A 22,407-nucleotide genomic window follows, 5' to 3' on the forward strand; every position below is an offset into this window, starting at 1 on the left:
GTTGTCACTTTTGGCAATGCTTCCTCGTGGCACTTGTTGTACTTCTTGACAAGTCCACGGAACATACTGTCATAATTGACCGACACTTTAGGATAGCCTTTCTGATTGAGAAACAGAAAATTGCCATACCCGTCAACAATGATAGGTTTTGTCCCTCGGGGGCTTCATCCCCTTTTCTGAATTAGCCTTGAAAAAGCGGTTTTTCTCATTTATGAGAATAGGGGTTGATGTTATCGAAAGTGCTAGAGAATCGAAGGTATTCGTGGTATGATTATAATGATGGTGTTGTTATGAAGGTAAACAGGAATATTGAGATTGACGCACTTGCCTTGTCTGATAGTGCGGTTGAGGTTTTGAAAAACAAGACACTTAATAATCGGCTGATTGGTGAATTGCTATCCCATGTGGATTTTCAGCAGTTGAGGATATGAAGGATTTTGTACAATCATATATGGAAAATAGAAAAACACAGTTTGAAGCCGTGGCAAAGTTTCATAAGTTATGCAAACAGCTACAGCTTAATGTCACGAAGCTGGCGGATGAAGAACAGCGAGTAATGATGAAGGCTTTGGAGCGTTCTCCGTTGGCAAAGTGTGGTGGGCGGAGGAAGTAGGGGAAATAATCATAGCAAGCAAAACAAAAAATGGTTTTTCCTCTTGACACGAACACCGTGTCGTACTTTATACTTGTTTTGAAGGGAGATGCAAAGACAATGAATCAAATGCAGACCGTCGGCACAGTATCGAAAAATCTTGGTATATCAAGCCGTATGCTCCGTTATTACGAGCAAATCGGCTTGATTGAAAGCCAACGCATGGAAAATTATGCCTACAGGGTTTACGATGAAGATACAATACGCCGACTTCGCCAAATCATCATACTGCGAAAACTCCGTGTACCTGTCAAGCAAATTCGCGAGATATTTAGCAATAGTGATGCTGTGAATGTGATAGAGATATTCGAGCGCAATATAAGCGAATTAGACGAGCAGATTACAGCCTTATCAACAGTTAAGTCTATACTTAGCCGTCTTGTTCATGAATTGCATGAAAAAGCGAATATGCGATTACAGCTTGATTATTTAAGTGATAATTCTGTATTTGCCCTTGTGGACAGCATTTCCCTCCCAAAAAACATATTGCAGGAGGAAAAATCAATGGATGACCTTAACAAGGCAAATGAAAGTTTAAGCAAGCTAAAGGATAGCGACGTGCGGATAGTTTACTTGCCGCCAATGACAGTAGCTGCTGCATACGCTTCAGGGGAAGCCGAATACGGCGTGGGACCAGAAGCAACCGGCATGATAGAGCAATTTGTATACGGAACGGGATTGCTAAAAATTAAACCCGATGCCAGAGGGATGGGTTTTGACTGTTCTAGAGAAAATTTAAAAGTCGAAATCGGAGTTACTCCAACAGCATATGAGGCGTGGGTATCCATTCCAGATGATATGGAAGTAAAGCCACCTTTAGTTAAAAAGACTTTTGGTGGAGGAATGTATGCCGCCCATGTACTAAGAGATTGGAGTTTTCAGGACTGGCGTTTGCTCCAAGAATGGGTTAAGACAAGCAAAAAGTATGAAGAAGCCGAAGGGCCTTGCTTCGAGGAAGTATTAAATTATTATAACCTTATGGAAAACGGCGCGAAAATGGAAGATACGCAGCTTGATTTGCTGTTACCTATTAAGGAAATAACAGAGTAAGGAATGATAAAATGAGCATACATCACGGCGGGACAGTAGCGCTGAAACCAATCAGTGAAGTTGCAAAATTCCAAAAAAATTTGATACCAGCGAATATACCCGAGGTTTATGCACTGAAACCCATTTTTGAAAATGTTGCAAGGGAAGAAAATATACGAAACGGCGTTATTGCCTTTAGAGATTTTATATATTTATTTTTTGACCGCTTAATCTCAGACGGGCATTTATTTGCCAAGCCGCCAAAAAAACCGAAAAGCATGACAGACTATCCGTTTTTGCATAATGTTACAAACCTGTTAGTTGACATAGGTTATCATAGCAAACTGGCTGAAAACGGCGATTCATTATTGATAACTGAAATACCGTTATTTACCGCCTCAGTTGATGAGAATGGGAAAAGAACAAAGCCTAAAATCCCTGCTTCTAATCAAATTGAATGTTTGCGGTTTTTAGCCCTTTGCGGTTTTGATTTTACTGGTATTGATTTAGAAGCAAAGACACTTAGTATTTCGGAAGTACAATTGTTAGAAGTGTCATATCCGAATAATCCCATCTTGCTGACTGGGTTAAAAGCCATGTCAATTGCAGATATAGAACTGCGAAGGGGAAGAAGGTATTGGAACGACAATAATCTTTTGCGGTGCGATTACAGGCTGTTAAAAGCAGAAGATACGGACATACTCCATGTTTTGAAAGATTTTTTACATCCGTTACCCGAAAAAATTCAAAAGTTTGCCTTAAAATTACATCAGCGTTATACAGATATGGAGATGACTTGCGTAATGAATGCTGTCAGGGCGGGTGTCAGGGGATTCGTATACCTTTGGATGACTTAATACTTAATATCAGCAAGGATATTGAAACATGGCTTGATAATGAGATGCCGAGTTCATTAAGAAAATAAACAATCTGCCGTGAATTGCTTGCTTTTCTGTTCGCTTATGAATAGCGGGATTTTCTACAGAAATAAAAATGGATGTTTCCGATTGTAAAAATAAGACCAATAGAGTACTAATGCTTATTGCATATGTATTTTATTGGTCAATATATTTAGATATGGTATAATCTATCTAATAGTACTTTGGGCAATATAGATGGCATATGTGGATGAAAGAGATGTATGAAGAGAATATAGAGTATGCTGTTTTAAGAAGGAGGATTGCTTTATGAGAAAATATGTTATTTTTGCATAGCATTGGCTATTGCAATTTAATTGAAGAATTTAATTTGTTGTAGCTAGTGCTATTCCTAAAAAATATAATTTTAGGAGGGCAAAATGAGCTATAAAAGAGCAGAGGATATTCTGCCGGCAGAAATCATAGAATTAATTCATAATTACGTTGATGGAGAATACATATATATTCCTAGAAAAGATAATAATAGACGGGAATGGGGAGAAAAAACCAATATTCGTAATGAACTAGAAATACGAAATCAACAAATATATGTTGATTATCAACAAGGATATAAAATTATAGAATTAGCTGAGAAATACTTTTTATCTGAAAAAAGTATACAACGTATAATCCTTAAAATGAAAAAAACAGTTAGAGAAAAATAGGTCAATGCACTTTGAGTGCATTGGCTTATTCTTTTTTCTAAAAAAGTTTGAGGTAGAAATACAATGTAAAAAAGATTAAGATAGACACAGAAATGAAAGAAGACTTAAGGAGGGAAAAGTATGGGTACACCTATCTACTTTGCATAGCCAAGGCTATTGCAAATAAATAATATAAGACATGTAATAGCCTTTGAATATCTTTGATAAACAAAGGAGTGCAAAATGGGCTATTTAAGAAAATTTGAATATAAGATTATGCAAAAAGATTCATATAAAATCATTCGCAATTGTTCTGGATGTGGATGTAAAGCGACATATATAAATACAAATAAATTTAGAGTGAATGCTAATGGAAAATACTTAGATGTATGGTTGATTTATCATTGTGAAAAATGCAAGTATACTTATAATTTAAGTATTTATGAACGAATAAAAGTAACTGATATTTCTAAGATTGAGTATGAAAAATTTTTAATGAATGATTTGCAGTTTGCTTTAGACTATGGAAAAGACAAACAGTTATTTCTAAAGAATAAAGCTGATATTGATTGGGCAAGTATAGATTACTATATTGTTGGAGATGATATGAATTTTAAAAAAGGAGATTATATAGCTATATATAATCCTCAGCAATTAAAGATTCGGACAGATAGGCTCCTTGCCAATATACTACACATACCAAGAAGTAAGGTCAAATTATTAGAAAGAGATGGAACTATAGAAATAATGTATAATTGTTTTGAAGGCAAGATAGAAATTTTAATTAAAGAAGAATTTATATGAATATAGTTTTAATATAATCCTAATTCAATGTGATAGTAGGGGATATAATATATGGAAAAAAGTTTGAATTATTATTCCGACACTATAAATAGAGATAAATTGAGAGTATGGAAAGCTTATGCTAGCCATTCTCTTTTTTTATATGAAACTATTTTTGCTTTTAGGAGATGGGAGATAGATTTGGACTAGTAGGATAATTTAATAATACTGGTTTAAATCTATGGAAATGGGAATAAACTTATTAAGGTCACAAATTATCTCTAATTAGAGGAAAACATATCTAGTTAGAGATAATTTAATGAGGAGAGATCAAAGATAATGAGGTGGCTTTGTGCCAAAGACAGAACTCAAGATGAACAAGAAAATATATTAAATTATATGAAAAAGTTTGGGGGCTAGAATATGAAAAGAAAGATAAAAGATAGAGTAACAGGCTTTAGAAGGAAGGATGGAGCAGGAGTAAATTTAGTTAGGGTTTTAGGGCATAATACAATTGAAACTTTTGATTGCTAATAAATACTTAAACATTGAAAACAACAACCTTAGAGAGGATTAAATAGATGTTTAGTCCTCTCTAAAATTATATCTAAAAAATTTGTTAAAGGTAGTCATTATTGGAATGAAAGAAAATATAAGCTATAATTAAAAAAGAGATAACTAAGTTATTTCTAAAGCAGTTTTTTCAAAAAATACATTATGATAATAAGAGGGATAATATGTGTACAGGTATAAAAATAAATTATGAAGATGGCTGTGTCATGGGGAGGACAATGGATTATGAAGTTCCTCTAAATTACAATGTAATCTATTTACCAAAAAAATATAATATTTGTAATGATTTAATGGGCAATCCATTGTATTCAAAATATAAGACATTAGGTCTATGTTTTGAAAATCGAGACCCATTGAAAGACGGTATAAATGAATATGGATTAATGGGGATTACCAATGCTTTTTCAGGGTTCAATCTTTATTCTAATCAAACTAAATCAGAAAAGCTTAATATTTCTAGCTTTAATTACTTAAACTATGCACTTACAAACTACAAATCTGTAGAGGAATTAATTGAAGACTTACCAAATATTCATATGTCTGCTAAAGATCATAGGGGAGAAAATATAATATCACCAGATTTTCATTTTATGTTTGCCGATTCTACTAAAAGGTGCATTGTTATTGAACCTAGAAAAGGGAAATTGATATACTATGAAAATCCATATGATGTAATGACAAATTCACCGAGATTTGAATCTCATGTTAGAAGACTGAATCAAATTTTAGATTTAGATAATCTTGAAGATTTTAACTCTGCTAAAGATTTGCCAGGAGGTTATGATCCTATTTCTAGGTTTATTAAAGCATTTTATCTAACTAAAATGAATATTAAGCCCAATAGTGCTAAAGAGGCACTTTCATACTCTTATAATATAATGGGTGCAATGACTATGCCAAATGGATTTGTTAAAAATAAAAAGTATGATTACGCTACTTATACTAGATATATTTGCTCCTATGATTCAAAAAACAAACTACTAACTGTAAAATCTAATACTAATCCAACTGTTTATCAGTTAGGATTTGAAGATATAGAAGATAAGGATACAAGACAAGCGTTTTTTTTAGATACAGATTTTATCGTAGAAAAGTTAAAATAACAAAGAGTTCGGAATCAATAGAAAAAAGGTTCTAGAGTGTTGATAAACGAATTCGAATATTATGGATTTCTAAGATTTATGTATCATTTTGAAGGTATAATTAAGGAAGATTATGTGAAATTAGAGGAAGAAATTTTCAAAGATATGTCCGTAGACAAAAAAATGATGATGTAAAGAAATATTGAGAAAATAAAGATTTAAAAAGCTCTTTTTAGAAAGAGCTTTTTAAAAATAGATAAATAGAATATACTATTGCAAAGAAATGAAATTGTAAAAACTGAGGTGAAATATAATGTTTAATTCAGCATATGGAGTGATTATTAATGATGAGATTAATTGTCCCAATAATAAGTATATTAAGCATTTTCTTTGGACTAGCTATTTTCATGATAGCGAAATAATAAGCATAAAATTAGAAAGAAAATCTAATCAGCTTGTTTTGCTAATTGAATCTATTTATGATATTGATAAGGATTGGGGTAAGCTTGAAGGAAGTAGAAAAGAAAAAAGAAAATATATGCAAGATAATAACAATCGATATATATATAAATTATGTTTTAATGAATGTATGTTTTTCAATCATGAATCTTATGATGGTTCTAATGATTTTATCTTTTGCTATTTTAAACGGTCAGCTAAACTTAAGATGATTGAGAAAAATACAGGTAAAGAAAAATATCATTTAAGAATTGTTACATCGGGTGGATATATAGATATCATATTTTCTGAATTTGTAATAAAAAAAGTCGAGGGAAGAATAGTTATAAAGGACAAGCAGATTAAGAATTATAAAATTCAGTGGTTAGAGAAATTAGCTAACTATTTAGAAGGCTACTTTATGAGAGAAAATAATGAAGTTGATGATGAAAAATTGAAAAGAAATCTATTTGAAGGAGACGATATGGAAAGGTGTATTGCACTATATTATTTTTTGAACTATACCAATGAATCTATAATTAAGTATGCTTATGACATATTAGATTTAGATAAAGATTATTACGAACTATCTAGAAGTTATGCTATTACTGCTATTGGGCAACAAGGAAGCAAAAAAGATATTCCTATATTAATAGAAGAATATTTGGATATTGAAAGAAAGTATAGTAGAGAAGAAGAATATTATGGGAATGCACTTTTGAGCAAAAGACATGTAATGGATGCAATAGAAATGATAAATTATTGTAATATGGTATAAGTGTTACCAATATTTATCAGCATGAAGTATAATGTAAATCAGAAGGTGATTTAGTAGATCAATATATGGAATGCAACAGCATTATCTGAAATAATTATGCATGGTATTGGTGATGTTTTTAGTGTGAACAGTAACATTTTATGATTAGAATAATTGTGAAACCGCTCTATTGTCAATTTATACTGTATTAACTTTCATGAAAATGTAAAACCTGAAAAAGATTGATTCTAAGCTATGTCAAAGAATTTTGACGGTCTAAAAACAGCTAATGGAAAAGCATTTTAATAATCAACTGTAGATTATTATAAACAAATTAGAAGTATTATAGCAAAAACGGAGAATTAATTCTCCGTTTTTTGTTTTGTATGTCCAATATATGTTATAATATTAAGTTAGAAAAACTTAAACGAAAGGGTAATATTATGAATTTAATATCTATAGAAAATTTATCAAAGGCATATAGTGAAAAGCAGGTACTTAAAGATATAAACTTGGGAATTAACGAAGGAGACAAAATAGGTCTTATAGGAGTAAATGGCACTGGTAAAACCACACTTTTAAAGGTTATAGCAGGAATAGAAGAAGCTGATACAGGAAGAATAGTAAAGGCTAACAACGTAAACATTGAGTATTTATCTCAAGACATAGATTTTGACCTGGATGTTACAGTTGTAGAGCAGGTATTTAGAGGTAATTCTAAAAATATTCAATTAGTCAGAAGATATGAAGAGGCTATTATGAATCCCAATACTAAAAATGAAGAAATATTAAAACTAACTGAAGAAATGGATGAGGCCAACGCATGGGACCTAGAAAATGAAGCAAAAGTGGTATTGACTAAACTTGGAATTACAAATTTTAATGAAAAGGTAGGCAATTTATCTGGTGGACAAAGAAAAAGAATAGCATTGGCATCTGCCTTAATCAATCCATCGGAACTACTAATATTAGATGAGCCAACTAACCATTTAGATAATGATACTATAGAATGGCTTGAAGAATATCTGGGAAGACGAAAAGGTGCTGTTCTTATGATTACCCATGATAGATACTTTTTAGATAGAGTAACTAATCAAATAATAGAATTAGATAGTGGAAATCTTCATATATACAAAGGCAATTATAACTATTTTTTAGAGAAAAAATTAGAAAGAGAAGAAATAGAATTAGCCAGTGAAAGGAAAAGACAATCTTTGCTTAGAAAAGAATTGGCTTGGATAATGAGGGGAGCAAGGGCTAGAACTACAAAACAGAAAGCTAGAATAGAACGTTTCAATGAATTAAAAGAAGGAGGACTAGATATATCAAATGAAAAACTTGATATATCTGTAGGGGGAACAAGATTAGGTAAAAAAATAATCGAAATAGAAGATATAGAGAAATCCTTTGATGGAAAGAAAGTAATAGATGATTTTAGCTATGTTCTTTTAAGAGATGATAGAGTAGGTATTCTTGGACCAAATGGAAGTGGAAAGTCTACTTTAATGAATATTATTGCAGGAAGACTTGAACCAGATAAAGGCGTAGTAGATGTAGGTGAAACTGTAAAGATTGGAATATTTGCTCAGGAAAATCTGAATATGGACAATAATATTAGAGCTATTGAGTTTATAAAGATGGGTGGAGAATTTATTCAAACAGCCGATGGAGAAAAAATCTCTGCTTCTCAGATGATGGAAAGATTTCTGTTTCCTAAAGATCTCCAATGGACTCCCATAGGGAAACTTTCTGGTGGAGAAAAAAGAAGACTGCATCTGCTTAGAGTATTGATGGAAGCACCTAATGTACTTTTATTAGATGAGCCTACTAATGATTTAGATATAGATACACTTACTGTACTGGAAGAATATATTGAAGAATTTCCAGGACCAGTAATTATAGTATCCCATGATAGATACTTATTGGATAAAATAGTTGAAAAATTATTTGTCTTTGAGGGTAATGGAAAAATAGTAGGATATACTGGAAATTACCAGTATTTTAAAGAAGCATCAAAGATAGAAAAAGAAGACAATATAGTAGATCACAAACCTAAACATAGAGAAAGACAAAAAACAAATAGTAAGCTAAAGTTTTCATATAATGAACAAAGAGAGTGGAATGAAATAGATAATATTATTGCTGAATTGGAAGAAAATATAGTTGAAATAGATAAAAAAATAGAGGCGGCAGCCACAGATTATACTAAGCTTCAAGAATTATTGGAAGAAAAAGAAGAAGTTGAAAATAAACTTGAAGAAAAGATGGAGAGATGGATTTATTTAAGTGAATTAGCAGAAAAGATAGAAGAGCAAAACCAAAATTGAAAGGATGTTTTTTATGAGTAAGACATTAGTTTTAGCAGAAAAACCTTCAGTAGGCAGAGATATAGCCAGAGTACTTCATTGTAATAAAAAAGGCAACGGCTGCTTAGAAGGAGAAAAATATATTGTAACATGGGCATTAGGTCATTTAGTCACTTTAGCCGATCCAGAACAATATAATAAAAGATATAAAACTTGGAGTATGGAAGACCTTCCAATGCTACCAGAAAAGATGAAATTGGAAGTCATAAGACAAAGCCAAAAGCAATTTTATGGAGTTAGAGAACAGATGTATCGTAAAGATGTGAAAGACATAATCATAGCAACAGATGCAGGGAGAGAAGGAGAACTTGTTGCAAGATGGATAATAGAAAAGGCAAATGTAAAGAAACCAATAAAAAGACTATGGATTTCTTCTGTTACAGATAAAGCTATAAAGGATGGATTCAACAAATTAAGAGATGGCAAAGCATATGAGAATCTATATTATTCAGCTGTGGCTAGGGCAGAGGCAGATTGGATTGTAGGTATAAATGCTACTCGTGCTCTTACTGTGAAATATAATGCCCAGCTATCCTGCGGTAGAGTTCAGACCCCTACTTTGGCCATGATTGCACAAAGAGAAGAGGAAATTAAGAAATTTGTACCAAAAGAATATTATGGAATTACAGCTAACACGAAAGGTCTAAAATTAAAATGGCAAGATAATAATACCAAAGATATTAAAACCTTTGATAAATCTAAATCTGATAAGACACTTGAATCCATTAGAAATCAAGATGCTGCAATAATTGATATAGAAAAGTCTAATAAAAGATCATATGCACCAACATTATATGATTTAACTGATTTACAAAGAGATGCAAATAGGATATTTGGTTTTTCAGCAAAAGAAACTCTGTCTATAATGCAAAGGCTATACGAAAATCATAAGATACTGACTTATCCAAGGACAGACTCTAGATATATATCTGATGATTTAGTAGATACATTAAAGGATAGAGTAAGGGCTTGCGGCATAGGCCAATATCAAAAACTAGGATCAAAGGTACTTAATTCACCTATAAAGGCTAATAAGTCCTTTGTAGATAATTCCAAGGTAACAGACCACCATGCAATTATTCCAACAGAGCAAAGAGTATTATTATCAGAGTTAAATGATAAGGAAAGAAAAATATATGATTTAGTAGTTAAAAGGTTTTTAGCAGTACTTTATCCTCCTTTTGAATATGAAGAAACTTCTATTAAGGCTAAGATAGGAAATGAAAATTTCATAGCTAAAGGAAAAAGAGTAATATCTTTAGGGTGGAAGGAAGTCTATGAAAATAATTATTACGATGAAGAGGAAGATAATGATGACCAGAATCTTCCAGTAATAAATAAAGGTGATACATTAAAAGTAATATCATTAGTACAAACAACAGGAAAAACAAAACCACCAGCACCATTTAATGAAGGAACTTTACTTCAAGCTATGGAAAACCCAGTAAGATATATGAATGATGAAAGTAAAACATTAAAGAAGATAATAGGTGAAACTGGTGGAATTGGTACAGTAGCCACTAGGGCAGATATAATCGAGAAGTTATTTAATACATTTTTAATTGAGAAAAATGGTAAGGATATATTCATAACCTCAAAGGGAAAACAATTGCTAGAGTTAGTACCAGAAGAATTAAAATCTCCAGCATTAACGGCGGAGTGGGAACAAAAGCTAGGGCTTATTTCTCAAGGTAAGCTAAATAAAGATAATTTCATAAAGGAAATGAAGGAATATTCTAAATCAGTAGTAAAAGAAATAAAAAATAGCGATGAAACTTTTAGACACGATAATATGACTAGAAATAAATGTCCTGAATGTGGAAAATTTATGCTAGAGGTCAAAGGAAAAAAAGGAAAGATGTATGTATGTCAAGATAGAGAATGTGGTCATAAAAAAAGTATATCTAGAGAGACAAATGCAAGATGCCCAAATTGTAAGAAAAAATTAGAGCTACGTGGTGAAGGAGAGGGACAAATATTTACTTGTCAATGTGGATATAGAGAAAAGCTTTCTGCTTTTAACGAAAGAAAAGCAAAAGAAAAGAGTAATATATCTAAGAGGGAAGTATCTAATTATATGAAACAACAAAAAAAAGCAAAGACAGAGCCAATAAATACAGATTTAGCAGATGCATTGTCAAAATTAAAGTTTTAGTATAGTGACGTACTAATGAGAGGTATAATGAAAAAAGCATAACACATATATCGAAAATATATATCATATCTTGTTCCAAATAGTCGAATTATCTGTTATAATATGATTATTAAAATAATAAGGATTAATTGAGGGGGTAAACAATGGCAACGATAGCAAACTATAGAAGAGAAGATATAAGGAAAGATAATCCAATCTTTTCTCCTATACGTACTACAATTGAATCTGCTTTTTATGGTAATAATGTAATTAAGGTTTCTTCATTATCAGAAGCATATAAATTAGCAAAAGCTTCATCTGGTACAGTAGTTACAGATATGCCTGTACATAGGCCAACAGAATTAGGATTAGATGAAGATTCAAAAATTCTTCTATTTAACGATGGTGAAATAACAGGGAGATTTGCAGGAGCTAGAGTTATTATTGGCGAAAATAATGTAGATGAAGGACAATTTGCAGCAATTTCAAGAGAAGCAGTTTTTAATACAAGATATAAAAAATTATATCATGCTCAGGTAGTTATAGGATTACATGAAGATTTTATGGTAAAAGCCCATTTGTTAATTCCAGAGGGTTATGAAAATACAATGTATAGCTGGATGTTAAACTTTCAGTATATAACAGAAGAGTATATTAAAATGTATAAAGATTCTACACAGTTGCCAGAGGGTGATATTTATATATTATCTGACCCAGAGTATTATCCACCTACTCATTCAAATGGATTAGCATTATTTGACCCACAACATAATTGTGCACTATTATGTGGAATGAGATATTTTGGTGAACATAAAAAAGGAACATTGACCTTGGCTTGGGGTATAGCAAATAGAAATGGATTTGCTTCATGTCATGGTGGAATGAAAAGATATAATTTCTCAGATAATGAGAAATACACTATTGGAGTATTTGGACTATCTGGATCAGGAAAATCTACACTTACCCATGAGAAACATGATGGAAAATATGATATAACAATATTACATGATGATGCTTATGTAATATCTACTGAAGATGGATATTCAGTAGCTTTAGAACCATCATATTTTGATAAAACTCAAGATTATCCAACAGATCATCCAGCAAATAAGTATTTAGTAACAGTGCAAAATTGTGGTGTTACTTTAGATGATGAGGGAAACAAAGTTATAGTAACAGAAGACTTAAGAAATGGTAATGGAAGAGCTGTTAAATCAAAGCTATGGGCAGAAAATAGAATAGATAAAATAGACGAACCAGTAGACTCTATAGCTTGGTTAATGAAGGACGCAACTATTCCACCAGTAATTAAGATAAATAATCCTATACTTGCTTCTGTAATGGGAGCTACCCTAGCAACTAAAAGATCTACAGCTGAAAGACTTGCTAGTGGCGTAGATATGAATGCATTAGTTATAGAACCTTATGCAAATCCTTTTAGAACTTATCCTCTTGAAGATGATTATAATAAGTTTAAGGAATTGTTTAATAATAGAAATGTAGAATGTTATATTTTCAATACAGGACATTTTCTAGATAAGAAGATCCCAAAAGAAGTTACGTTAAAATTATTGGAAGATATAGCAACTAAGAAAGCAGAATTTAAAAAACTAGGTAACTTTACTGATATTGAATATGTAGAAGTAGAAGGATTTACTCCAGATATGGATAATGCTGAATATCAGAAAATGTGGTTAAGCAGTCTAAACTATAGAAAAGAGTTTCTAAATAATATGGAAACCTTTAAGGGTGGTAGGGACAAGCTGCCACAGGAAACATTAGATGTACTTGAAAAATTAGAAAAAGAAATCTCTAAATAATCAATTCAGGGCGAACTTTGTTCGCCCTTTAAAAATTTCTAAAATTATTTAGATAAAATACAGTAATTGTGATAGAATAATAGTAGAAAAAATAGGAAGAGGAAGTGAAACATGATAGAAGTAGGAAAAGTACAGAAATTAATAATAAAGCGATTTACCTCTGTAGGAGCCTATTTAAATACTAATGAGGCTAGAGAAGATGATGTATTGTTGCCTAAATCTCAAATACCAGAAGGTACAGATGTGGGAGATGAGATAGAGGTAATGGTATATAATGATTCAAGGGATAGGATCATTGCCACAACTAAAAGGGCTAAAGCTCAAGTTGGAGAAATGGCTCACTTAATGGTAATCAGTCAAACAAAAATAGGATCATTCTTAGACTGGGGATTAGAAAAAGACTTATTTTTACCTTTTAGTGAAACAGTAGGCTCCGTTGAAAAGGGAAAAGAATATCTTGTAGGAATCTATTTAGATAAATCCGATAGACTTTGTGCTACTATGAAAATAAGAGATATGTTAAGTACAGAATCTCCATATAAAGAAAATGATAGGGCAAAAGGAACTATTTATAGTATTAATAGAGATATTGGAGCATTTGTAGCAGTAGAAGATAAATACGATGGTTTGATTCCTAAAAAGGAATTACTAGGGGTCTATGAAGTAGGAGAAATAGTAGAAGTAAGAGTAACTAAAGTGAAGGAAGATGGAAAGCTAGATTTAAGCTTGAGAGATAGGGCTCATATTCAAATGGATAAAGATTCAGAGCATATTTTATTAAAGCTAGAGGAAAGAGATGGATTTTTACCTCTAAATGATAATACTGATCCAGAAAGAATAAAAAAAGAGCTTAATATGAGTAAATCAGGATTTAAAAGAGCAATAGGAAAATTATATAAAGAAGGATTAATTACAATAGAAGATAAAGGAATTAAATCAAAATAACTAAGGATTAGGAGACGATTTTAATGGTAAAGACAATAAAGACTAATTTTGATACAGTGGAAATGATGTTATTTATATGGCAATCAATTGCTGATAGAGAAAAAGTAGTAGATTCTTTTTTTATGGATGTTGCAAATAAAAGTGAAATGAAATACTTATATGGAGAAGAATTTAATGAGGAATCTGTTAGAAAAGTATTATCAGCTATATCAAATAGAGAAATGCTAAATAATTCAAGCAAAAAAGAAAGAAAATTTTGGAATAACAATATGTGGATGTTAGAAGACTTAGAAAATATGAACAATATGGTTAGACCTGTTAAAACATTAAATTTGGATGGTATAAAAGAGAAACTAAATAGAGAAACTAAATTTGAAGAATTAGAAGTAATCTTTATACCAGGTCATGAAGAGGAATACTATATAGATGGTAATAAGTTGGTGATTAATTTCTTCAGACTGATGGTAGACTTTATGGATCAAACTAAGGTAAATATATCTGGAAAACCACTGAAGGAATATGTAGAAGAAAAATTATCTGAAATTGTAAAAAAATAAATAGGAGGTAGAAGAGGATGATATCAACTACTACACCAAGCATTGAAGGAAGAAAAATTGTTGAGTATAAAGGTATAATATTTGGAGAAGTAATATCAGGGGTAAATTTTATCAAAGATTTTGCAGCAGGTTTAACTAATATTTTTGGTGGAAGATCTGGTAGTTATGAAGGAGAACTTATAGAATCTCGTGAAAAAGCTATAGCTGAGATGGAGTCTAGGGCAAGGCAAATAGGAGCAAATGCAGTAGTAGGAGTAGACGTTGACTATGAAGTATTAGGTCAAGGTAATATGCTGATGGTTACTGCTTCAGGTACAGCAGTAGTTATAGAATAGTTATATAAGTACCCTTTAGTGCTAAAGGGTACTTATATTTTAAAAGGATATATACTACAAGAAAAGTAGTTGGGATATAGGAGGTTTAAATGGATAGGATTGTAGGAGATAGATTTGAAGGCAAAATAATTGACTTTACCCATGAAGGTAATGGAGTATTAAAAGTTGATAATTTTGCAATTTTTGTTTCTGGTGGATTGATTGGTGATAAAGTAGTGGGTAAAATAGATGAGGTTAAAAAGAATTTTGCCATAGGATCAATAACTAATATTATAGAACCTTCTGAAGATAGAATAACACTAGATTTCAATATAGAAGAAGCAAGGGGAGGAATACCTCTTGTTGAATATAAATATTCTAAGCAGTTAGGGTGGAAAAGGAATAAGGTAAAGATGGATCTTGCCAAGATTGCAGGATTAGCGGATGTAGAGGTAAAGGATACTATCGGTATGGATAACCCCTATGGATATAGAAATCATGTTCAAATACCAGTAGGTGAAAAAAATGGAAAAACAATTATTGGATTTTATGAACAAAATACTAATGACATAGTCAATATGAGTGGAAGTATACTTCAACCTGAAATAGGAAATAAGATAATAAAAATAATTAGATCTTGGATGGATAAATTCCATATAAAACCTTATAATAAAAAAACTAAAAAAGGAATTATTCGACATATAGGTATAAGAATTAATAAAGATAACAAGTCCATGGTAATTTTAGTAACAGGTAGTGATAAAATACCTTATGAGAAAGAATTAATAGATATGTTAATAGACGAGAACGTTATAAGTATCTATCAAAATATAAATAAATTAAACTCATCTCCTACATATGGAAAAGAATATAGAAAAATTTATGGAGAAGATAAATTATTAGATTATATAGGAGAGTACGAATTTTATCTATCACCTAACTCATTCTTCCAAATAAATAGGATTCAAGCAGAAGTAGTATACAATAAGGCTATGGAGTACTTAAATATAGATAAAGATGATATTATCTATGATTTATATTGTGGAATAGGAACCATCTCTTTGTATATGGCAAAAGAAGCTAAGAAAATATATGGTGTGGAAGTAGTAAAGAAAGCCATAGAAGATGCTAAGGAAAATGCAAAATTAAACAATATAGATAATGTTGAATTTATAGTAGGAAAAGCAGAAGAAGTATTTCCACAATTAATGGATAAAGGAATAAAGGGTAACAAGGTAGTAGTTGATCCACCTAGAAAAGGCTGCGAAAAAGAAGTTATAGAAGCCATTATAAAATTAAGTCCAGAGAAAGTTGTATATGTGTCCTGTAATTCTGCTACTATGGCTAGAGATGTGAAATGTTTGGTGGAGAATGGATATAAGGTGGAGGAAGTGCAGCCGGTGGATATGTTTCCGCATACTGGGCATGTGGAGTGCGTGGTTAAGCTTGAAAAGCAATGAAATTAAGTAATATCAATAGTTTAGACCATTGAGTGTGTGGATGACATTCGGTGGCTTTTATTTTAGAAAATATTTTATACATTGGGATGAGCTGGTTAGTGTATAGGAAGTAATAGTATATGAAAAGTAAATAAGAAAATCTGACGAATAAACAAGAGAGAGCTTTGCATGTCTAGTATGTTGAAAATTGAACATGTGGCACAATATAGTTACATATTGTAAAAAATAGAGGGTTGGAGGATACTATATATGAAAAGTATATTTAAGAAGAAATTGGACAAACAAAATCATAATGCAATAGGCAAAATTTCGTTGAACTATGAAGATTTTGTGCTGATTAAAGAAGACTCGCAGTTATGTCAAAAAGTGTTAAAACAATATAGAAATGAATTTAAAATGGCACATGATCCTTCAAAAATGATAAATATTTTGGAGTTTGGCTTGTATACTAATTTTATGAATGAAATATTTAATTTTTATAATAATGATATATGTATAGAGGTAGCAAAAATATATGCGATGACTGAGGGACAAGGAGATTATAATTTTAGGGTAATCATGAATCTGATAGATACAGTCACATTAAAGATATGCTCTTGTTGGGAATATATTTTCCAAATACTCAATCAATATTTTTCGCTTGAACTAAATAGTTTGAGAATAAATAAAAATACAATAGATAAGATGTATGAAAAGAAGATGATCTTTGTCAAACAGGAAAAAGGATATAATGTTGAGTATGTTGAATGGTCAGAAGAAGAGAAAAATGAATTAGAGGATACATTGAGAAAGAAGAAAAAAGTATTAGATGTTAGGGGGCATGCGAAAAAATTTAAGAAGGAAATAAAAGATTCGGGATTTATTGTTAGTGATAGAGTTAAACAGATTTCAAAGTTATATTCTAGTTCTTGTGTAAAGCTTCTAAAGGAAGAGGTAAGAAATATCATAACTCATAAAAAATCAGCTACATTTGGAATTTCGGTGGGAGATATTGATAGAATTTTACCAATAGAGGGTATTTCAATAAATAGAGAGGGCTGGATGAAAATAGATAATTTTAAGAAGATTGTATCTGAAAATTTAGAAATTTTGAAATTAGCTATTCAAACTGCTTTTGATATTATTTGTTTAGAAGACAAACTGGTAAGTGTTGGCAATGAGGGAAAGGAATATAGGATTTTACTGGTGGAATGCGATAATTGTCATCATTCTACAAATATAACAAGTGGGTTTTATGCATTGGAAAATGAGAGGCATTTAGGCGTAAAGTGTTCTAAGTGTGGAACTCTAATGGAAATATTGGAAGAAGGGGAAACTAGTGAATATGAGCACAAGCAAGTTTTGCTTAGACAATTAGAAGAATACTTTTGTAGAGTGGATAAATAGAGAAATAAAAAAGATTGTTTTATAGCCAAGTAAGACGACATAGTTTAGTGAGGGATATTTAATGATAAAGTATAGTAATAAATAACAAATCTTTTTTGAAATCACATTTTGATCAATTACAAACTATAAATAGATGACGGAATGTAGTAATAAAATTAGAAAGTATTTTTATGGAAAACTGTTAAGGCAAAACACCCAGTATGCTAGGGGCTTTATTGCTGGGAGTTTTTATTATTACTAAATAATATATATAATCTATATCATTATGTTATAAAAAGTAAAGATTGAATGGTAAAATTATTGAAAATACACTTTTCCACTAGGAGAGTAATATATACCTACGATATCTTTATTGTACTCTCAAGGCATGTGGAATTTATGATTCTGTTGCAACATAAAAACAACTAGATTATAAGAAGAAAAATCAATATAAATGAAGTAAAATTAAGGATGTGAGAGTTAAAGCTTTCATATCCTTTTTTTATACGTAACAATTGGAGATTTGATGTTGTAAATTGACAGAAAAGGTTATACAATGAGAATAATCATGTTGGCTATATTGTTAATTGGGTTGTACAACAGTCAAGGAATTATTATATAGAATAGCGTGACCAAAGTAGCTAATGATATTTAAATCGTAATCTTTGGTAATGAGGTATGAGGTAACCCAGATGATTTAACGGAAATTATATATTATGATTCTATCAGGAACACGGAGATTGAACGTATGGAATTTATTTTAAGACAATAGAAATCTATAATCAAGATAACAGAAATACTATTCGGGGGGAAAATATAATGGAATTTAGAGTTTTGCATTTATCAGATGTGCATATTGGAAAAACATATAAGCCTTCTGAAAGTATCGCTTACAGGATTGTTTCGGATATTGAGCATAATAAAATGGCAGATATTGATTGTGTAATAACAACGGGCGATATTTTTGAGGGAACTATAGAAACTAGTGAGACACTCATTAGAGAAGCTGTTAATTTTTATGAAATTATATTAAAAGAGATAAATTATAATCAAACAAAACAATTAGGCAAAACAGATTTTATTTTTGTTCCAGGTAATCATGACATAATAAGAACCGATAATATAGATGAACGTTGGGAAAAGTACCATAGCTTTATTCAAATGTTTTATGAAACAATTCCTGAAAGCTATAATACGGATTTTTCTGTCTATAAACCTTATCACGATAACAAGATTGTTTTTATAGGATTTAATTCTTGCCAAATAGAAAATAAAAAAATATTTGATAAAGAATTTATCTCTAAGCTTAAAAGTAATTTGAGTAGTGAAGTTTTAGGTGATTATAACATCGATAGAGATAAATTAATTGAGATATTAGAAGAACAAAAGACCTCTGAATTTGATGATTATGGTAATATTTCTTTGCAACAGATTGCTGATATTAAGAGGAAATTGAAGCAAGTTACTGACTATAATATAATTGCTTTATTTCATCATCATTTTTATTTATTTCCGGAGGTTTCTAAAAAGTTTGGTGACTCAAGTTTGATTAGGAATTACAGCGAGTTTATACAAGAACTAAAATACATGGGTGTTAAAACTGTTTTGCATGGACATAAACATTTTGACTTGGAGAGACCGTATATCTCAGATGATTATTATGATACAACTGAGAGTATCATTAATATATTTGCTGGGGGTTCCGTAGGAACGTCTAGAACCGATAGACATACCTTTAGCATTATAAATTTTTATGATAAAAAAGAAGATGTTAAGTTGATCCAAAAGAAATTTATTTATAATGGTGAATCACTTGAACCTATACAAACTAAACGAATTCCCCCTAAAAACACTTTAATTAAGGTAGTAAAGTTACTAGAACTTCTGAAGGTAAATAATCCAGATAAATTTAATGAATATCAATCCGTTGCCGAAAAAAATTACAGTATTTATAATGACTGTAATAAAATTATAGAATGGTTGAGTGAAATATTTACTGGTTTTAATGAAACCTATAAAATTCTTTATGAAAATGAAAAGAATATACTTTTTATCCTATATGCTGTAAATTATAGGACGCTAAAATATAAAGAAATTATTGAAAAAAATGATACAGAGTTCGAATCTAAATCTACTCTTTTACAAGCGTTTTATAATAAAATTCTTAATGGACCAGATTTTCAAGTCTGCTCTAAGGACTTTCATGAATTGTTTAATTCAAAAAACCTTTCTGAATGTGCAAAGTATTGTGATGAACTTTTAAACTCAATAAATAAAAAAACTTCGCAGTATTATTTAGCATTGACAATGATAGCAATATTTTTTAGCGATCTTTATCTTATATTGACAAAGTATGCTGATGACTTTAAACATAGTATAAAATACAAAGTAAATATTAAGATTGAAGATAATAAATTTCATGAAAATGTTCCTGCACCTAGAATTATTATTAATTCAGATTCAGACAGACGTAGCGCATATATTCAGTTACTCTGCAATGATGCTACAGCACATAAAATGGCAGTGCTTTTTATAAAAGAGTTTGATCTGATGATAAATAAATATGAAGACTATTTTAAACTTATTGGATTGAAACTATATTACTTATTACCTCAGATTAATAGTGATAATGTTGAAAAAGCCTTGGATAATTATAACTTTGAAGCTTATATTCCAACATTGCTTCCTCTATTAACTGGAGATAATATTTATCCAGCAAAAGAAGTATTTGCCAGAGAATTAATTCAAAATTCAATTGATGCGATAGCTGTAAGAGAAGCGAAAGATACTATACAGTTTGCAAATAAAATATATATTGAGATAAGTAAAGATGTTCAAGGTAGAAGATTTTTTAAAATTAAAGATAATGGGACAGGCATGGATCGTTATAAAATAGAGCGTTATTTTACTAGTATAGGAAGGAGTTTTTATTCGGATGAAGAATACCAAGATTTAAATATTAGATACAAACCTATCAGTAATTTTGGAATAGGTTTTTTGTCATCATTCATGGTTTGCAGAGAAATTGATGTTAAAACTAGATATTATACGGAAGAAAGTGAAGCGCTAAAATTGCATATTCCCAATTATGAAGGATGTTTTTTTATTGAAAAAGAAAAGGGGGTAGATATTGGTACAGAAATAATTTTATATCTAAACCATAATATAGAAAATAAGAAAATAGTTGACTATATCCAGGATACGATGCTTGATGTTAAATATGAAATAATTCTTAATTACACAAGTGATAAAGCTATTCAAGAAACTATTATCCCTGCACATAATCTTAGAAAAAAAGCTTTAAAAAGTGATTTTAAATTATTTGTACCTTTGTCAGAAGACTATAGCGCCCTTAAACTTGATTATGAGAAGGATATAATTAGCGGAAATTTTATATCAGAATACAAATATGGAATATTAATTCATAATAATATTTCAGAAAAAAGAAGCGTTTTTAATGTGCTGAACGCAGGAATCTTAGTGCAACAAGCTTCACTTTCAAAATTATTTGGTAGAGGATTTGATAATGAATACCAATCGAATATAAGAGATAAATTTTATTATAAAAGCAATATACTTGCAAATTTTCCTGCTAATTGGATACAATTAGATGTATCGCGTGAAAAACTAGTTGGATTTTCTGAGGATTTAAAAAAGATAATTGGGAAAGACATCCATTTATCTGTAGGGGTACAGATAGCAGAAGTTTTATTAGATCAAATACGTTGGATACTAAATAATAGTGAAAGTTCTGTTAGCCAAAACCCTGTTATTAATTTGCAAGAGGCTATTCTCTTTGCCATTGATTTTTGCAACCGTAGCAACAATACAGAAATTTACAAAAAACTGTTAGTTCTAAAATATATATTACATATTGATTTCACGAAAGAAGAGATAGTTTTTGCTTTGGGGCATAAAGGCGACTGTAAAGAAAGAATTAATGTCACTTATAGCGCAGAAATGTCAAGAAAAAATATAAATGAACTACTTGAAAGAATTGGGACATTAGATTTTAGAGAAGATCTTTATATTGATAGCATTCATAAAAATGACATAAGAGAAATTCATCCAATGCTAGTTAGAGAGTTCTACAGATTCCTTGAAGAGTTTGTAATAACTAGGGACATTAAAATGAGTAAAAATTTTAGATATAAGTTTGAACAAATTATTCATACAACTAGTTTTAGTGAATCAGATCAAGCAGATGATATTTTAAAAATTATAGCTATTATTATGTTATTATATTTAGATAAACAAGGAGAGTTACAAGAAAATTTAATTGAAAAGTCACCTATTGTTAGCATTATTGAGCGCATACTTATGGAGAGAATAAATATCCGTGATGTAGAAGAAAAGTCTGCTAGTATAATTATAAAATATGAAGAACTTAATGAATTATTTGAATTAAGGAAACACATTGATAAATTGAAGTAAAAAAATCATATGTACTGTAGATTTTTAAAGGTGATAAAAAAGCAAAGATTCCCTTCCGCCAAGGCTCTACTAGGCTCAAATGACATCATTATTGTACTCTCAAGGCATGTTGAGTGTGTTACACTGATAGAGCGAAT

16 protein-coding genes and 1 pseudogene are annotated in these 22,407 nt (G+C 30.6%); 16 read left to right on the forward strand and 1 reads right to left on the reverse strand.

The window, feature by feature from the left end; all coding sequences use genetic code 11:
- Positions 1 to 2: 2 nt before the first annotated feature.
- A pseudogene (locus tag RBU61_RS04865) lies at positions 3 to 149 on the reverse strand (site-specific integrase); the annotation flags it as partial.
- 563 nt (positions 150 to 712) lie between these two features.
- Here RBU61_RS04865 and RBU61_RS04870 point away from each other — a divergent pair.
- The 16 genes from RBU61_RS04870 to RBU61_RS04945 all read left to right on the forward strand — a co-directional run bounded on the left by RBU61_RS04870 (position 713) and on the right by RBU61_RS04945 (position 22,270).
- The gene (locus RBU61_RS04870; protein ID WP_308878458.1) at positions 713 to 1,702 is read left to right on the forward strand and encodes a MerR family transcriptional regulator; all 990 of its coding nucleotides are present in this window, start codon (positions 713 to 715) and stop codon (positions 1,700 to 1,702) included.
- 11 nt (positions 1,703 to 1,713) lie between these two features.
- Entirely contained in the window at positions 1,714 to 2,538 is an 825-nt protein-coding gene (locus tag RBU61_RS04875; protein WP_308878459.1) for a hypothetical protein, read from the forward strand.
- A 440-nt stretch (positions 2,539 to 2,978) separates the two neighbouring features.
- Complete coding sequence (locus RBU61_RS04880; protein WP_308878460.1) at positions 2,979 to 3,263, forward strand: CD3324 family protein; 285 nt, start codon at positions 2,979 to 2,981, stop codon at positions 3,261 to 3,263.
- A gap of 222 nt (positions 3,264 to 3,485) precedes the next feature.
- On the forward strand, positions 3,486 to 4,046 hold the full coding sequence (locus tag RBU61_RS04885; protein ID WP_308878461.1) for a DUF1062 domain-containing protein: 561 nt from the start codon (positions 3,486 to 3,488) through the stop codon (positions 4,044 to 4,046).
- Positions 4,047 to 4,762: 716 nt separating this feature from the next.
- On the forward strand, positions 4,763 to 5,701 hold the full coding sequence (locus tag RBU61_RS04890) for a linear amide C-N hydrolase (RefSeq protein ID WP_308878463.1): 939 nt from the start codon (positions 4,763 to 4,765) through the stop codon (positions 5,699 to 5,701).
- A 36-nt stretch (positions 5,702 to 5,737) separates the two neighbouring features.
- Positions 5,738 to 5,875, forward strand: coding sequence for a hypothetical protein (locus tag RBU61_RS04895; RefSeq protein WP_308878464.1), 138 nt, complete (start codon positions 5,738 to 5,740; stop codon positions 5,873 to 5,875).
- A 118-nt stretch (positions 5,876 to 5,993) separates the two neighbouring features.
- Complete coding sequence (locus tag RBU61_RS04900; protein ID WP_308878465.1) at positions 5,994 to 6,896, forward strand: hypothetical protein; 903 nt, start codon at positions 5,994 to 5,996, stop codon at positions 6,894 to 6,896.
- A 422-nt stretch (positions 6,897 to 7,318) separates the two neighbouring features.
- Positions 7,319 to 9,202 (forward strand): ABC-F family ATP-binding cassette domain-containing protein, encoded by a 1,884-nt coding sequence (locus RBU61_RS04905; RefSeq protein ID WP_308878466.1) that lies wholly within the window; start codon positions 7,319 to 7,321, stop codon positions 9,200 to 9,202.
- A gap of 13 nt (positions 9,203 to 9,215) precedes the next feature.
- Positions 9,216 to 11,396 (forward strand): DNA topoisomerase III, encoded by a 2,181-nt coding sequence (locus RBU61_RS04910; RefSeq protein ID WP_308878467.1) that lies wholly within the window; start codon positions 9,216 to 9,218, stop codon positions 11,394 to 11,396.
- Positions 11,397 to 11,539: 143 nt separating this feature from the next.
- Complete coding sequence (locus RBU61_RS04915; protein ID WP_308878468.1) at positions 11,540 to 13,195, forward strand: phosphoenolpyruvate carboxykinase (ATP); 1,656 nt, start codon at positions 11,540 to 11,542, stop codon at positions 13,193 to 13,195.
- Between the two features lie 111 nt (positions 13,196 to 13,306).
- On the forward strand, positions 13,307 to 14,140 hold the full coding sequence (locus RBU61_RS04920) for a S1-like domain-containing RNA-binding protein (RefSeq protein ID WP_308878470.1): 834 nt from the start codon (positions 13,307 to 13,309) through the stop codon (positions 14,138 to 14,140).
- 23 nt (positions 14,141 to 14,163) lie between these two features.
- Positions 14,164 to 14,697: a hypothetical protein gene (locus RBU61_RS04925; protein WP_308878472.1), complete on the forward strand. Its 534-nt coding sequence runs from the start codon at positions 14,164 to 14,166 to the stop codon at positions 14,695 to 14,697.
- 17 nt (positions 14,698 to 14,714) lie between these two features.
- Positions 14,715 to 15,032: a putative heavy metal-binding protein gene (locus RBU61_RS04930; protein WP_308878473.1), complete on the forward strand. Its 318-nt coding sequence runs from the start codon at positions 14,715 to 14,717 to the stop codon at positions 15,030 to 15,032.
- A gap of 89 nt (positions 15,033 to 15,121) precedes the next feature.
- The gene (rlmD, locus tag RBU61_RS04935) at positions 15,122 to 16,471 is read left to right on the forward strand and encodes a 23S rRNA (uracil(1939)-C(5))-methyltransferase RlmD (protein ID WP_308878474.1); all 1,350 of its coding nucleotides are present in this window, start codon (positions 15,122 to 15,124) and stop codon (positions 16,469 to 16,471) included.
- Positions 16,472 to 16,720: 249 nt separating this feature from the next.
- Positions 16,721 to 17,857 (forward strand): hypothetical protein, encoded by a 1,137-nt coding sequence (locus RBU61_RS04940; RefSeq protein WP_308878475.1) that lies wholly within the window; start codon positions 16,721 to 16,723, stop codon positions 17,855 to 17,857.
- A 798-nt stretch (positions 17,858 to 18,655) separates the two neighbouring features.
- Positions 18,656 to 22,270 (forward strand): metallophosphoesterase, encoded by a 3,615-nt coding sequence (locus RBU61_RS04945; RefSeq protein WP_308878476.1) that lies wholly within the window; start codon positions 18,656 to 18,658, stop codon positions 22,268 to 22,270.
- Positions 22,271 to 22,407: the final 137 nt, after the last annotated feature.

The sequence above is a fragment of the Tissierella sp. MB52-C2 genome, assembly GCF_030931715.1.
GTDB lineage: Bacteria > Bacillota > Clostridia > Tissierellales > Tissierellaceae > Tissierella.

What these genes read in the sequence shown, in the direction of transcription:
- RBU61_RS04915 (WP_308878468.1), top strand. Translation starts at nt 11,540, where the DNA reads ATGGCAACGATAGCAAACTATAGAAGAGAAGATATAAGGAAAGATAAT.
- RBU61_RS04875 (WP_308878459.1), top strand. Translation starts at nt 1,714, where the DNA reads ATGAGCATACATCACGGCGGGACAGTAGCGCTGAAACCAATCAGTGAA.
- RBU61_RS04930 (WP_308878473.1), top strand. Translation starts at nt 14,715, where the DNA reads ATGATATCAACTACTACACCAAGCATTGAAGGAAGAAAAATTGTTGAG.
- RBU61_RS04920 (WP_308878470.1), top strand. Translation starts at nt 13,307, where the DNA reads ATGATAGAAGTAGGAAAAGTACAGAAATTAATAATAAAGCGATTTACC.
- RBU61_RS04885 (WP_308878461.1), top strand. Translation starts at nt 3,486, where the DNA reads ATGGGCTATTTAAGAAAATTTGAATATAAGATTATGCAAAAAGATTCA.
- RBU61_RS04925 (WP_308878472.1), top strand. Translation starts at nt 14,164, where the DNA reads ATGGTAAAGACAATAAAGACTAATTTTGATACAGTGGAAATGATGTTA.
- RBU61_RS04905 (WP_308878466.1), top strand. Translation starts at nt 7,319, where the DNA reads ATGAATTTAATATCTATAGAAAATTTATCAAAGGCATATAGTGAAAAG.
- RBU61_RS04910 (WP_308878467.1), top strand. Translation starts at nt 9,216, where the DNA reads ATGAGTAAGACATTAGTTTTAGCAGAAAAACCTTCAGTAGGCAGAGAT.
- RBU61_RS04890 (WP_308878463.1), top strand. Translation starts at nt 4,763, where the DNA reads ATGTGTACAGGTATAAAAATAAATTATGAAGATGGCTGTGTCATGGGG.
- RBU61_RS04870 (WP_308878458.1), top strand. Translation starts at nt 713, where the DNA reads ATGAATCAAATGCAGACCGTCGGCACAGTATCGAAAAATCTTGGTATA.
- RBU61_RS04945 (WP_308878476.1), top strand. Translation starts at nt 18,656, where the DNA reads ATGGAATTTAGAGTTTTGCATTTATCAGATGTGCATATTGGAAAAACA.
- RBU61_RS04900 (WP_308878465.1), top strand. Translation starts at nt 5,994, where the DNA reads ATGTTTAATTCAGCATATGGAGTGATTATTAATGATGAGATTAATTGT.
- rlmD (WP_308878474.1), top strand. Translation starts at nt 15,122, where the DNA reads ATGGATAGGATTGTAGGAGATAGATTTGAAGGCAAAATAATTGACTTT.
- RBU61_RS04940 (WP_308878475.1), top strand. Translation starts at nt 16,721, where the DNA reads ATGAAAAGTATATTTAAGAAGAAATTGGACAAACAAAATCATAATGCA.
- RBU61_RS04880 (WP_308878460.1), top strand. Translation starts at nt 2,979, where the DNA reads ATGAGCTATAAAAGAGCAGAGGATATTCTGCCGGCAGAAATCATAGAA.